Source organism: Stenotrophomonas sp. TWI377, from assembly GCF_039674525.1.
GTDB lineage: Bacteria > Pseudomonadota > Gammaproteobacteria > Xanthomonadales > Xanthomonadaceae > Stenotrophomonas.
In genome coordinates this window covers 663287-676149 of sequence record NZ_JBDJNT010000001.1, presented here as the reverse complement: position 1 = coordinate 676149, position 12863 = coordinate 663287, and the positions used below count along the sequence as shown (strand labels likewise).

The window sequence follows — 12863 nt, the reverse complement described above, 5'->3', positions numbered from 1 at the left end:
GCCCCGGAAGGGGCCATCTCTGCCACACCCACACCGTCACGACGAGGGGGAGGGAACGGTGTGGGTCCCGCGTGGATCAGGCTGCGGCGAGTGCTTCCGGCTGCGGCAGCGCGGCCAGGGCCTGGGCAATCGCGTCGGTGCGGTGCTGCGGCGAGTAGGCGATGCCCTCGGCCCGCACGAATTCGACGTTGTCGATGCCGAAGAAGGCGAAGACCTGGCGCAGGTACGGATCCTGGAAATCGGTCGGGGCGCCGGTGTGCAGGCCGCCGCGGCTGCTTGCCACGATCACGCGCTTGCCGCCGGCCAGGCCCACCGGGCCGTTCTCGGTGTACTTGAAGGTGCGCCCGGCCACGGCCAGGCGGTCAATCCACGCCTTGAGGGTGGAGGCGACGCTGAAGTTGTACATTGGGGAGCCGATGACAACCACGTCGGCCGCCAGGAACTGCTCCAGCACCTGCTCGGCGTCGGCTACCTCGGCCGGGTCGGACTGGGCCAGGGACGAGCTGCGCAGGTGCGCAACGGGCTGGGCGTCGAGGTCGCGGTAGCTCACCTCCAGGCCCGGGACCTGGTCGCGCCACTGCTGGACCACGGCGGCGGAGAGTTGGCGGGAGACCGAGTTTTCGCCAAGCACGCTGGCGTCGATGTGAAGAAGCTTCATGGCAATCACCTGATTCTGGGGGAGGGGCGGTAGATGCCGCCGACGGAGATCAGGTTAGGTTGTTGCCTGTTTGGAATAAAGGTGGTTGAATACCACGTATTGTTCTATATCTGGAACTTCGGTATGCAAGACCTCAACGACCTCTACTACTTCGCCATGGTGGTGGATCATGGTGGCTTCGCCGCAGCAGAACGCGCGCTCGGCATCCCCAAATCCCGCCTGAGCCGCCGTATCAGCCAGCTGGAAACCGATCTGGGCGTCCGCCTGCTGCAGCGCTCCACGCGCCGCTTCGCGGTGACCGACGTCGGTACCAGCGTGCATCGCCACGCGCAGACCATGCTCGCCGAGGCCCAGGCCGCGCGTGAGGTGGTCGACCGCCTCAGCGCCGAGCCACGTGGCCTCGTCCGCGCCAGCGTGCCGGTCTCGCTCGCGCAGATGCAGCTGCCCAAGCTGCTGCCGATCTTCCTGGCGCAGTACCCCAAGGTGCGGCTGCAGCTGAACATCAGCAACCGCCGCGTGGACATCATCAACGAAGGCTACGACGTCGCCCTGCGCGTGCGCTCTCGCCTGGATGACGATGGCAGCCTGGTGATGCGCAGCTTCGGCCAGGTGCAGGAACTGCTGGTGGCCAGCCCCAAGTACCTCGATCGCGCCGGCCGCCCGAAAGACCCGGACGAGCTGACCAATCACGTCACCCTGAGCATCAGCGAAGACGAAGCCCGTCAGCGCTGGGAACTGCACGGCCCCGAGGGCGCGGTCCGCCGCGTGGACCTGCAGCCGCGCGTGGCCGGTTTCGATTTCCCGCTGCTGCAGAGCATGGTCAAGGACGGCTTCGGCATCACCATGCTGCCGGAGACCGTCTGTGCCGACGCCGTGCGCAATGGCGAACTGGAAGTAGTGCTGCCGGACTGGTCGCTGCCGCAGGGCATCTGCCACGCCGTCTTCGCCTCCCGCCGCGGTCTGCTGCCGGCGGTGCGCGTGTTCATCGACTTCCTGGCCGAGCACCTGCCGCCGCAGCTGGAGGCTTCGCGTCTGGACTGCGGTGGCGCGTGCGAGCGGGCCAAGGAGAAGATCAAGGCCAGTGCGCTGGGTGCGTTGGCGGTGGATGCGGGCTGAGCCCGACCGCTGGCGGGTGGGCAAATCCCACCTGAAATGCGAGAATGCGACCCCCGGCCCATGCCGGGGAGCCATGCCGGACGGGGCGCTGCCCCGACCGGTTGCCTGGGTTGCAATGACCTGGGCACGCGGGGCGCGGAAGCGCTGCCGATACGGAGAGATGGCCGAGCGGTTTAAGGCACCGGTCTTGAAAACCGGCGAAGGGTCATTCCTTCCGTGGGTTCGAATCCCACTCTCTCCGCCAATGTTCGAACACAGGGCTTGCGCTGCCCCCTACGGAGAGGCCAAGGCGCGACCCCGCCGAGTCGCGCCAGGCGAGTGCCCCATGACACGCTTATACGCCCGACTGAAAGCAGCCTGCGACGCGTAGCCAAGACGCTCTGCCACTACCTCGATGGATAGATTCTGTTGGCTCAACCATTGACTCGCCAATTGCATGCGAAGCTCAGTCACGTATCGCAGAGGCGCGGTCCCAATGACGCTCTGGAACCGGTCTGCAAAGACCGAACGCGAGATGTTCGATTCCGCAGCCAGTGCTTCGACAGTCCAGTCACGCCCAGGGTGTCTGTGCAGGGCAAGCAACGACAGCGACAGACGAGGGTCGCGCATGGCCACGACTAGGCCCGAAGTTCCGTCGCAACCGCGCTCGACCCAGTCACGGACGATCATGGCGGCGACTGCATCCGCGAGGCGGGCGAGTATTCCTGCATAGCCAATGCGTCCGGAGCACACCTCGCGCTTCATCGCGTCGACCATCGGCAACAGCCCGGTGAACGGAGTGGCGTTGCCATCGGCCAGCATCACCGCCGGCATCACCTTGCTCAACGCTTGCATGCCACCCAGATCGAACACCATGCATCCGTGGAAAAGCACAGCGCTTGGCACGGCATGTGTACTCGGGCACGTGTCTATCCCGCTCACCGCCTCGCCCAGTGGGGCGGCGTCTATCGTTTCCAGACACTGGACGGGATGGTCCTCGCCCGACAGCAGCGCGTGGCCGTCTCCACGTGGAAGAAGCACGACATCCCCGGCGGAGAGAAGGTATTGGCTGCCGTCCGCGCCACGAAGAATCGCAGTGCCCACGGCCAGGTAATGGAAGTAGGCATGGCCTGGCTTCGGCGGAAATCCAAGCCCAAAGGTCGGCCCGGTCTGGATGCGTCGGTATTGAACGCCATGCAGCCGCATGCCGGTCAGCAGCTCGCTGATCAGGTCGGAGGACTGGGACGGGTGTGGAGCGTGGCTCACTGAGGCGGCCCGGGGTTGCGATCAAAAATACAGGTTGAACAATCATAGATCATCCTGACCTGGCTCCCTAGACTCTCGGCTGCACGAATGCACTGGGATCTGTGATGAGCAATAACGTAGTTGAGGCCGCAGCCGCGCTTGATTCTGTGGACAGGGGTAGGGGGGAGCCGTCTTCATCGGCATGGGTGGCCGTGTTTTCGCTGGCCATGGGTGTCTTTGGGCTGCTCACGGCGGAATACCTGCCTGCCAGCCTGTTGACGCCGATGGCGGCGGACCTTGGAGTATCGGAGGCGCTGGCCGGTCAAGCAGTCACGGTCACGGCTGTTGTGGCCCTGTTCGCCGGCCTGCTTGTGCCCCGGCTGACCCGTTCGATGGACAGGCGCCTAGTGCTGTTGGGTTTCACGGCTCTGATGATCCTCTCCAACGCCTTGGTAGCGTTGTCGTCCAGCATGGCGGTCCTGCTGGTGATGCGCGTCCTTCTGGGCATCGCGCTGGGCGGTTTCTGGAGCATGGCAGCGGCCGTGGCCATGCGGTTGGTGCCGCCCCAGCGCGTGCCTCGCGCGCTGTCCATCATCTTCAGCGGGATTGCGGTCGGCACGGTGGTGTCGGTTCCGTTGGGGAGCTACCTCGGCGGGCTGCTGGGCTGGCGCAGCGCCTTTTGGGCGGCGACGGCGGTCGGTGGACTCACGTTTGCGTTCCAGTGGTTCACGCTGCCCCGGATGGCCCCGCGCCAGGCGGCTGTCCCCGAGTCGGTGGTGGCGCTCCTGCGCCGTCCGGGCGTTGCGGTCGGCATGCTGGGCTGCGTCCTGGCGCACACCGGTCAGTACTCGCTCTTTACTTACATCCGCCCAACGTTGGAGAGCCTGGGGCAGATGAGCGCCGATGGCCTGGCGCTGATCCTGCTCGGGTTCGGTGTGGCGAATTTCGTTGGCACTCTCTTGGCCGGTTGGCTCATGGAGCGCAGTCTGAAAGTCACGCTGGTGCTCATGCCTGCCTTGGTTGGCGTAGCCGCGCTGGGCATGCTCCTGTTGCCGGTGGGCGTCGGTGGGCTGTCGATCCTGGTAGCACTGTGGGGTCTGGCCTTCGGCGGCGTGCCGGTTGCCTGGTCGAGCTGGGTCGCCCGTGCGGTACCCGATCAGGCTGAGAGTGCCGGCGGGATGGTGGTCGCTGCAGTGCAGTCCTCCATCGCCGCGGGCGCCGCCTTGGGCGGCCTGGTGTTCGGACTGGGAGGCATCGTCGCAGTCCTTACTGTTGCCGCGACGGTGATGCTCCTCGCCAGCCTGCTCATTGCGTTCCGGGTCAGGGTGAGCTCGTCGGCGTTGTCGGCAGGTCCGGCGTTTCATATCTAGGCGACCACACCAGGAATGCACGTCGGGAGTGAAGGACTGTCGATGTAGTCGGCGTCCTGTCTCCGCTTCCGCTAAAGTGCTCGGCCTTGTTTTAACTGGCGCTCGCTCCCGAGCGTGCACTTGAAGGACGTTGTTGTTGATGGTGGTGAAAGGTCTGGTGGTGGTGTTTTTGGTTTCTGCGTCGTTTTCTGGTGTGGCAGCACAGCTGGTCGGCCGCGCGACGGTCACGGACGGGGACACCCTTATCGTGGCGAAGCAGCGCATTCGCCTGTGGGGCATCGATGCGCCGGAAAGCGCCCAGCAATGCACCACCAACGACGGACGTGCTTGGCCCTGTGGCCGACGGTCCGCTGCTGCGCTGGACGGCTATGTGCTGGACAAGACGGTTCGTTGCCAGCCCAAGGACACGGACCGCTACGGTCGGGTGGTGGCGGAGTGCTTTGTACAGGGGCAGTCGGTCAATCAGCGGATGGTGCGCGCCGGTTGGGCGGTCGCGTATCGCCAATACGCGACGGCATTCATCGCAGACGAAGCCGACGCGCGCCAGCACCAGCGGAACCTCTGGCAGGGGACGTTCCAGATGCCAGCTGACTATCGTCGCAGCAAACGTGAGCAGACGGCACGACAAGCCCCGGTGGCCGCGCAGCCGGCGCCGGGCGGATGCCGCATCAAGGGCAACATCTCCCGCGAAGGCAGGAAGATCTACCACGTGCCCGGCCAGCGGGACTACGCGCGCACGAGCATCGACCTGAGCCACGGCGAGCGCATGTTCTGCAGCGCGTCGGATGCACTGCGAGCGGGGTGGCAGCCGGCGAAGCGCTGAGCGTCTCAAACCCTCCCATACAGGCGGCGACGCAGCGCGCCCGCCGCTGCCGCGATCACCATCGCCGGCAAGGCCAGGACGAGGGCATATACCAGCCCGGCCAGCAGCAACGGTCCAACGCCGGACATCACGGCCACCACCGGCACCTGCAGCGCCATGAGCAACAGTCCCCATAGCCACGCCTTCCGGGGGAAACAGGCGCCTAGCACTGCAGCGATGCCCAGTGCGATGGGATAGATGACGGTCCAGAACGCAGGCGCGTCCCAAGGCTCACCGCCGGGCGTCCGCCAGGCTACCAGCACCCAGAACACCACGCCGACCTTCAGCGTGACAGCACTGGCTGCAAGAAGATTTCCCGTCATCCGCATCGTTGCTCTCCTGCACGAACATCCAGCATGCCATTGTTCGACGGGCGAGCGCGTCTACTTCATTGCCTCCAGCGGCACCAGCGATGCCCACACCAGCAGGAGGGCCAGCCACAGCCAGCGCCAGCGACCCATGCCGTGCCACGCCGCGCGCCAAGGGCCGGGCAGCTTTCCATGACTCATGTCTGCCGCCTTGTGGCTGCCGATCGCAGCGAATCCACTGTGCGAAGTCCGTAGAGATACACGCCGGTGAAGCACAGGCCGGTCAACAGCGTGCCGGCCAGCAACCACAGCAGTCGGATGGACCAACCGCCGAAGCTGCCGAAGTGCAGGGGGTCAGCCATTTCGGCGATGCGCTGGTGGACCCCCAGCGCACGGCCGTCATACATGCCGATCACGTGCCCGGTGTGCAGGTCCACGGCGATATTGTTCGCCCGCTCCCGCACCAGCCAGGCGTCGGCCTCCCCCAGGAACAGGATGCTGCCGCCATCGCGTGCGGGAATGGCGCCGAGGATGTCGAGGCGGGGCCATTGCTGGCGGACGGTCTGCACTGCGGCGTCGACGGCGGCCGGGTCGACGGCGGCAGCGCGGTCATCGCCCTTGGCCAGTTGCATGGTCGGCGCGGCCGGTGCATCGCCGCCGAGGGATTCGATCAGATACCACGCCCCGGTCAGCCCGATCAGCAGCAGAAACCAGAGCGACCACACCCCGCCCAAGCGATGGACATCGCCCCACAGGCGGCGCGGTCGTGAGGGGTCGGGCCGTTTGAAGAAACCGCGCCACCACTTCTTGTAGATATACAGACTGCTCAACAGCGACAGCAGCAACGGGATGGACAGCGCCGCCACCAGCGGCACGCCCCAGGCCACCGGCAGCATCAGGTGGCGGTGGGTGTTGCGCAGCAGCCGTTGGGTATTGAACCAACCGGTGTCGCCGGTCACCTGCGCCGTGTAGGGGTTGATCCAGACAAAGCGCCGCTTGCCATCGGGCAGGCGCATCTGCGCGCGCGCCGCGAACAGGCGCGTGTGGCCGGCGGAGATGCCTTCCAGCTCCCAGTCCGGATGTGCCGCCTGCGCGGCATGGATGACCGGCCCCCAGCCGGCGTGCTCACCACCATCGGCCACGCGCATGGGGGCGTGCAGCAGCCAGTCGATCTCCTGCGAGAACACCGCCAGCGTGCCGGTGAGGCAGACAAAGCCCATGAACAGGCAGAGCTTCAGGCCGAGCCAACTGTGCAGGTCGAACCACAGCCGGCGCCCACTCCCGCTGCGTGCAGGGCGGTTGGGATGCGCTGGCGTAGGCTGTCGCATGGGCAGGCTCAGAAGGCGTACGCCGCTTGCACGTATACGCGGCGCGGCTCACCCGGGAAGTGGCCGGTGCGCTCGGTGAAGCCACTGGCGGCATAGACCTTGTCGAACAGGTTTTTGACGTTGGCCTGGAACTGCCACTGCTGCCACTGCGTCTTCCAGCTCATGTCGAACACGGTGTACGGCTTGACCCGTTGGCCATCCAGGCTGACGCGCTCATCCACGTAATCCGCGCCGAAGCCGATGGCGGAGTTGATCGCCGGCAGATCGTAGCGCGTCCACAGGCCGAGCTTGTTCTGCGGCGCATTGGCGAAGCGATCACCCGAAGCATTGGTTATGCCGTTGCTGCCGGCATCCTTCACCCGCGCATCGTTGTAGGCGTAGGTCAGGTTGAGCACCCAGCGGTCGGTGACATCGGCCAGCAGATCCAGCTCCATGCCCGTACTGCGCACCAGGCCCAGGGCGGCCAGCTGGTTGACGCCGTCCACGATCTCGCCGGTGGCCTGCACGATATTGCTGCGGTCGATCCGGTACGCGGCCAGGTTCAGGGTGACGCGCTCGGCCAGCAGGGATTTCAACCCGACTTCCCATTGTTTGCTGCGCTCTGCATCGAACGGGCCGCCCGCTTCGGCGCTCTGGTTGGCCGCGCTCTGGGGCATGAAACCGCTGGCGATATTGGCGTAGACATTGACGCCTTCCCGCACGGTGTACGTGCTGCCCAGCCGCCAGCTGATGTCGTTGCCATCCACGGCGGTGCCGGCAATGCGGTCATCGTCCTTGAAGCCATCCCAACGCAGTCCGGCCAGCACATGCCAGCGCTCGGTCAGCGTCAGTTCGTCCTGCAGGTAGCCGCCATAGCGCTTGCTGCGCGTGCTCGTGCTGCGCCAGGGCAGGGCGGCCAGGTTGTAGTCGCGCCACGAACTTGCGCCATACACCGGGTTGAACAGGTCGATGCCCGGCACTGGGCCGGCACCCCGCGCCAGATCCGCGCTGTTGGCCGTCTGCGCGGTGAAGTCGGCATCCTGCTGGTAGACATCGGCACCGAACAGCACCTTGTGCTCGATGCTGCCGGTGCTGACGCGCCACACCGCATTGGCGTTGGCGGTGAATGCATCGTTGTCGCGGATCTGGTTGCGCAGCTGGCGGGTCATCCATTCGGGCACGCCGTCGCGGTTGCGGTCGATCAGCCCCATCGGCTCGTGATAGATCTGGTGCTCGTTGTTCTCGAACCAGCGTGCACCGACATCCACGTCCAGGGTGGTGCTGGGCGAGAAGCGGTACTGCGCCAGCGCAACCTTGGCCCGCATGTCGAGAAAGTCGGTGGCTTCGTTGTGGTTCCAACGACGGTCGGTGAGAAAACTGCCGTTGTCGTCCACCGGCACGCCACGCAGGCGGTTGCCGCCCAGGTTCTGGGTGATGTCGGTGAACTGCAGGGTCAACTCGCCGGTGTCGCCCACGTCGAAGGCCAGCGACGCATCACCGATCACGCTTTCGCTGTCCGCGTTCCAGCGCACACCCTGTTCAGTGTCGCCATACAGCCCGGCGCGGTAACGCACGCTGCCCGCGGTGTTCAGCGGCCCGGTGGCCTCGATCGATGCTGCCCGGAAATCGTTGTTGCCGGCCTGCAGTTCGATACGGCGCTCGGGTGTGGCTTTGGGCTTGCGCGTCACGTAGTTGATGACGCCGCCAGCGTCACCGCCGCCGTACAGGGCGCCGGCCGGTCCCTTCAGGACTTCCACACGCTCGATGTTGAACAGCTGCGGCACCGAAAAGCCGGCATAGGGGTCGCCGCGCAGGCCGTCATACAGCACGTTTTCCTGGCGGAAGCCGCGCAGGGTCACGCCGGCATAGCTGAAGAAACTGATGCCGCTGATGCTGCGGTACAGGTCGGTGATCTGGCGGGCCGCCTGGTCTTCAATCAGCTCACGCGGCACCACCTGGATGGACTGCGGCACCAGCGCCAACGGCGTGTCCGTCCGCGTGCTCACCGTGGCGTCGTCCACCCGGTAAAGCGTCTGGGCACGACCGAGCACCTGCACGGCGTCCAGCTGGCGCACATCGGGCGAGGAGGGGGAGGAGGGCGGGGCCGCATGGGCCGACGCGCAGGCCACGGTCAGGGCCAGGCCCTGGGCAGAGAGACGAAGCGATGGGCGGGTCATCGGGCGCGGGGAGGGGGTAGGTGCGAATGAGAAATATTAACATGTAGGGAGGTGTAGGGACGGTTGCTCGTCACCGCCGCTGATCCTGCGGCAGCCTATCTGACCTGCTTGCCGTACATCTCCGACAGCATCGCCTTGTACGCGTCCAACGGCTGCAACCCAACCGCCCTCCGCCGTGCATCCAAGGTTGTCAGATCCTCAGTAGGCCGAAGCTCCATGACCCCATGCCCGGCGTCCGCGAACTGGGTCCCGTAGCGCTGCGGCTTCCCCTGCGCCAGCAACACCCGATCGGTCAGCAGTGCCATGTCCGCAGGGTCGGCATCACCCGCCTCGCTGGCCTTCTGCATCAACGCCAACGCGTGCGCCTGGAACGCAGGGTCATGGTCGGCATGCTGCACGATCAGCCACGCCGCCTTGGCGCCATCGCGGCCGACGCGCGCCATGCCGGGCCAGCCCTTCTCGGCGATCACGGCTTTCAGCCAAGTTGCATTGGCTTCGCTCACCGGAGTTGTTTGCCGCCATGCATCGCCGCCGCCTGCCGCGATGGCGGCATGTTGCGCCGCCTGATCCTTCGCCTCGCGTGCGAGCAACGCCTGCCGCAGTGGCGCATCGCGCAGCGCATCGTGTTTTTTCTCTTCGGCCATCACCCGCTTCAGCACCGCCGGCCACGCGGGATCGGCACGCAGCGCATCCAGGCCGGGGCGTTCTTTCATGCGCAGATCGTCCAGCGGCAGGCGACCGCTGGCGAGCAGCGCATCGATGTACGCGAAAGCCGCTGCATGATCGCCCGCGGCCGCCGTGCACTCGACCAGCAACAGTTCGCCGCCCTCGGGGAACGGGATACCTTGCCGGTGCAGGTCACTCAAGGTGCTGCTGCACGCGGCATAGTCGTTGTTTCCATACTGGTCCAGCGCCGTGAAGAAGCTGGGCGGCTCAGCTGCGACGGTGGTCGCTGCAAGGATGGCGAAGGTGAGCGTCGCCGCGCGGGTCGCAGGGTAAGAGCGTATCGACCTTGAACGCATCGCAGTTCTTCCATGAAGGGCGTACAGGAAACGTAGCCGCTACCTGACAGAGAATTCAAGCCCTCGTCCCGCCGCTTGGGTCATGCGTCCGGTTGCATGAGGTCTGGTTCACGCGAGCCAAAGCGGTTCGATCCCGGCGTAGGGGGAAGCAGCATCAACGGGAAGAACACGAACACGCCCAACGGCACGAGGACGAGGAGCGCCAGCCAACCGGACTCGTCGATATCGTGAAGCCGCCGGATCGTGACGGCGATCAGGGGAATCACGAGCACAGGGGCCAGCAGCGCCGCCAGCACCATGCCCGTGATGACCCATCCGGCACTGTAGGTCCACATCATCATGGCGTAGCAACCGCCAAGCACGCCGAAGGCAAGCAGCGCGAACGCCCAGAATTCCCTGCGGCTGGCGCGGCCGGAGAACGTGCTGTAGCGCCTCATCGGGAGAAGTGCCAGTGCAATGCCGCGGGTTACGCCCGGCCAGCGGAGAGGTGTCGTAGAAAAGATCGATGTCATGCGGGCTTCATCCAAATGGCATGTTGGCGACACGGCATTGCGCAGATACGTGCTGTCGCTTGCCTTCGGGACGGGTTGTGCGACGCCCGAGGCGGTGCTTGTTCGGTTGTATAGCATGGTGAATTCCAGTGCCTGCTGAACTACCCAGCGGCGGTAGGGGCGCCTCGGTGTTCGGCTCGACGGCCCGCTGTGATGCAGGGGCTCACACGCTGTACGCGCGGCGTTGATCCTGCCTCACGCACTCTGGCGCATTCGTCACTCTGCGAGATCGCAGGACAGCGCCATGGCCTATCTGGCTCCTGATCGTTTGGATGTGATCATCATCGGCGGCAGCTACGCCGGCATGTCCGCAGCGCTGCAGCTGGTCCGCGCCCGGCGCAAGGTGTTGATCATCGACGGGGGAAAACCGCGCAACCGGAATGCGCGCGTCGCCCATGGGTTCCTCGGCAGGGAAGGCCTGCCGCCGGCGGACATTGCCTCCCAGGCCCGCGACGAACTGCTGCGCTATCCCACCCTGACGTGGCTCACCGATACAGCGGTGTCGGCACAGGTGATCGATGACGGCGGAAGGTTCCAGGTCACGGTCGAAGACCGCCAGACATTCGTGGCGGATCGAGTGATCCTGGCCCACGGGGTGACCGACGACCTGCCCGACATCGACGGCATCGGCGAACGCTGGGGCCGGAGCGTTTTTCATTGCCCGTACTGCCACGGCTACGAGGTGTTCGAAGGGCGCATCGGGGTGATTGGCTGTGCGAAGGATGGCGGCGCGGCCCAGGCCCTGTTGCTCTGCGACTGGGGTCGGATCACGCTGTTCTGCAGCCAGGCATCCGCCAGGATCGATGCGGAGCAGCATGCACGGCTGGAGGCGTGCGGCGTCGTGATCGAGTCGGCCCAGGTGCAGCGCGTGGAGGACACCGCCACCGTGGTGCTCGCCGATGGGCGGCGGGTGGAGGTGGATGCGCTGTTCATCTCGCCGCACTCGCGGCTGTCTACCGATCTCGCCGAGCAGTTGGGCTGCGAATTGAAGGATGGCGGCTGCATCACCACCGATTCGGCCAAACAGACCACGGTGCCGGGCGTGTTTGCCTGCGGCGATGCGGCCCGGATGGCGGGCAGCATCGCGTTGGCAGTGGGCGAGGGCGCGCTGGCAGGTGTGGCGGTGCACCACTCGCTGATGGGGCTGCTGGAGTGACGCAGTCTTAATGTAACTAAGTGTGTTACATTAAGGTTCGCTGCAACCAAGGTGGTCCGGATGTCCTTCTCTGATCCTGATGCCGTCGCCCAGTACGCCGACAACCTGGTCCGTCAGGTGCCCGGCGTCCACGCGCTGCACCAGATGACCCACGTCCTGCTGGCCGAACACGTGCCACCGCAGGGGCGCGTATTGGTCCTGGGGGCGGGCGGTGGCATGGAGCTGAAGGCATTCGCGGAAGCGAGTCCCAGCTGGCGCTTCACCGGCGTGGATCCGTCCGCCGAGATGCTTGGATTGGCGAAGCGCGTCTTGGGAGTCGAACTGTCTGCCCGCGTGGAGATGATCGAAGGCTATATCGACAGCACGCCGGATACCGCGTTCGATGGTGCCACCTGCTTGCTGACGCTGCATTTCCTGTCAGCGGAAGACCGTCTCGAGACGCTGTGCGCACTGAGGCGCCGCCTCAAGCCAGGTGCACCGTTGATCATCGCGCACCACAGCGTGCCGAGCGATCCGTTAGAGAAACACAGGTGGTTCCAGCGCTGGGCTGCTTTCGTAGCGGCGCGCGGTCCGGTGGGAGAGACGGCAGCTGCACGTGCCGATAGCATCGCCAGCCGGCTGCCCACGTTGTCGCCGGAGCAAGAGGTCGCGATGCTGGAGGAGGCGGGATTCGAGCGGCCGGATCTGTTCTATGCCGCGCTGTCATTCAGAGGTTGGGTGGCGTACGCCGGCGATGCACACGGCTAACCTCCCACTGCTCTCTGCCCGAGGTGGGTCAGAGAGCGGTGGGGTCAAGACTCAGCGGCGAGCGTCGTCGCGCGCCTTGCCCACGTCGCTTTGGACTTCGCCAACACCCTTCTGGATCTTGCCTTCCACTTCTTTCGTCTTGTCGCCGGTGACCTTGCCCACGACTTCCTTTACGGTGCCCTTGACCTGGTTCTTGGCGCCTTCAGTGCGATTCTTGTCCATGGTTGACTCCACGATTGGTTAGAGAGAGGGCCCGTGTTGCTGGGCATCTCCACCCTGACGGCAGAGCGGTGGCGCGAAGGTGAAATTCGCCGCGGGCGCGGAATCCATTCAAGCGCCGGAAAGGTTGATGCTCACGTGCGCTG

The 12863-nt window shown here is 65.6% G+C and carries 14 protein-coding genes and 1 tRNA gene; 6 read left to right on the top strand and 9 right to left on the bottom strand.

What is annotated here, in order from left to right:
* Nucleotides 1–76: 76 nt before the first annotated feature.
* Nucleotides 77–658: an NAD(P)H-dependent oxidoreductase gene (locus tag ABE546_RS02920; RefSeq protein WP_346462644.1), complete on the bottom strand. Its 582-nt coding sequence runs from the start codon at nucleotides 656–658 to the stop codon at nucleotides 77–79.
* A 123-nt stretch (nucleotides 659–781) separates the two neighbouring features.
* On the opposite strand from ABE546_RS02920, the gene ABE546_RS02915 reads away from it, so the two are divergent.
* Together ABE546_RS02915 and ABE546_RS02910 are read left to right on the top strand one after the other, a co-directional pair.
* Nucleotides 782–1774, top strand: coding sequence for a LysR substrate-binding domain-containing protein (locus ABE546_RS02915; protein WP_019184298.1), 993 nt, complete (start codon nucleotides 782–784; stop codon nucleotides 1772–1774).
* 154 nt (nucleotides 1775–1928) lie between these two features.
* Nucleotides 1929–2018: transfer RNA gene (locus ABE546_RS02910), tRNA-Ser, on the top strand.
* Between the two features lie 29 nt (nucleotides 2019–2047).
* Here the strand turns inward: ABE546_RS02910 and ABE546_RS02905 are convergent.
* A complete protein-coding gene (locus ABE546_RS02905) occupies nucleotides 2048–3019 on the bottom strand; it encodes an AraC family transcriptional regulator (RefSeq protein ID WP_346462643.1) in 972 nt (323 codons plus the stop codon).
* Between the two features lie 104 nt (nucleotides 3020–3123).
* On the opposite strand from ABE546_RS02905, the gene ABE546_RS02900 reads away from it, so the two are divergent.
* Together ABE546_RS02900 and ABE546_RS02895 are read left to right on the top strand one after the other, a co-directional pair.
* Nucleotides 3124–4368, top strand: a complete 1245-nt coding sequence (locus ABE546_RS02900; RefSeq protein WP_346462642.1) for an MFS transporter — start codon at nucleotides 3124–3126, stop codon at nucleotides 4366–4368.
* A 139-nt stretch (nucleotides 4369–4507) separates the two neighbouring features.
* Entirely contained in the window at nucleotides 4508–5191 is a 684-nt protein-coding gene (locus ABE546_RS02895; protein WP_346462702.1) for a thermonuclease family protein, read from the top strand.
* 5 nt (nucleotides 5192–5196) lie between these two features.
* Here the strand turns inward: ABE546_RS02895 and ABE546_RS02890 are convergent, their stop codons facing one another.
* The 6 genes from ABE546_RS02890 to ABE546_RS02865 all read right to left on the bottom strand — a co-directional run bounded on the left by ABE546_RS02890 (nucleotide 5197) and on the right by ABE546_RS02865 (nucleotide 10673).
* On the bottom strand, nucleotides 5197–5559 hold the full coding sequence (locus tag ABE546_RS02890; protein WP_346462641.1) for a hypothetical protein: 363 nt from the start codon (nucleotides 5557–5559) through the stop codon (nucleotides 5197–5199).
* A gap of 54 nt (nucleotides 5560–5613) precedes the next feature.
* Complete coding sequence (locus ABE546_RS02885) at nucleotides 5614–5739, bottom strand: hypothetical protein (protein WP_313212503.1); 126 nt, start codon at nucleotides 5737–5739, stop codon at nucleotides 5614–5616.
* A complete protein-coding gene (locus ABE546_RS02880; protein ID WP_346462640.1) occupies nucleotides 5736–6866 on the bottom strand; it encodes a PepSY-associated TM helix domain-containing protein in 1131 nt (376 codons plus the stop codon). Before ABE546_RS02880 ends, ABE546_RS02885 begins: the two co-directional genes overlap by 4 nt.
* Nucleotides 6867–6874: 8 nt before the next feature.
* Complete coding sequence (locus ABE546_RS02875) at nucleotides 6875–8974, bottom strand: TonB-dependent siderophore receptor (protein WP_346462701.1); 2100 nt, start codon at nucleotides 8972–8974, stop codon at nucleotides 6875–6877.
* Between the two features lie 143 nt (nucleotides 8975–9117).
* The gene (locus ABE546_RS02870) at nucleotides 9118–10044 is read right to left on the bottom strand and encodes a DUF6624 domain-containing protein (RefSeq protein WP_313212506.1); all 927 of its coding nucleotides are present in this window, start codon (nucleotides 10042–10044) and stop codon (nucleotides 9118–9120) included.
* Between the two features lie 80 nt (nucleotides 10045–10124).
* On the bottom strand, nucleotides 10125–10673 hold the full coding sequence (locus ABE546_RS02865) for a DUF805 domain-containing protein (protein ID WP_346462639.1): 549 nt from the start codon (nucleotides 10671–10673) through the stop codon (nucleotides 10125–10127).
* Nucleotides 10674–10839: 166 nt separating this feature from the next.
* Here ABE546_RS02865 and ABE546_RS02860 point away from each other — a divergent pair, with 166 nt between their 5' ends.
* Nucleotides 10840–11751: an NAD(P)/FAD-dependent oxidoreductase gene (locus ABE546_RS02860; RefSeq protein WP_346462638.1), complete on the top strand. Its 912-nt coding sequence runs from the start codon at nucleotides 10840–10842 to the stop codon at nucleotides 11749–11751.
* Between the two features lie 60 nt (nucleotides 11752–11811).
* The gene (locus ABE546_RS02855) at nucleotides 11812–12498 is read left to right on the top strand and encodes a class I SAM-dependent methyltransferase (protein ID WP_313218723.1); all 687 of its coding nucleotides are present in this window, start codon (nucleotides 11812–11814) and stop codon (nucleotides 12496–12498) included.
* Between the two features lie 51 nt (nucleotides 12499–12549).
* On the opposite strand, the gene ABE546_RS02850 is transcribed toward ABE546_RS02855, so the two are convergent.
* A complete protein-coding gene (locus ABE546_RS02850; RefSeq protein ID WP_019184192.1) occupies nucleotides 12550–12720 on the bottom strand; it encodes a CsbD family protein in 171 nt (56 codons plus the stop codon).
* Nucleotides 12721–12863 lie beyond the last annotated feature (143 nt).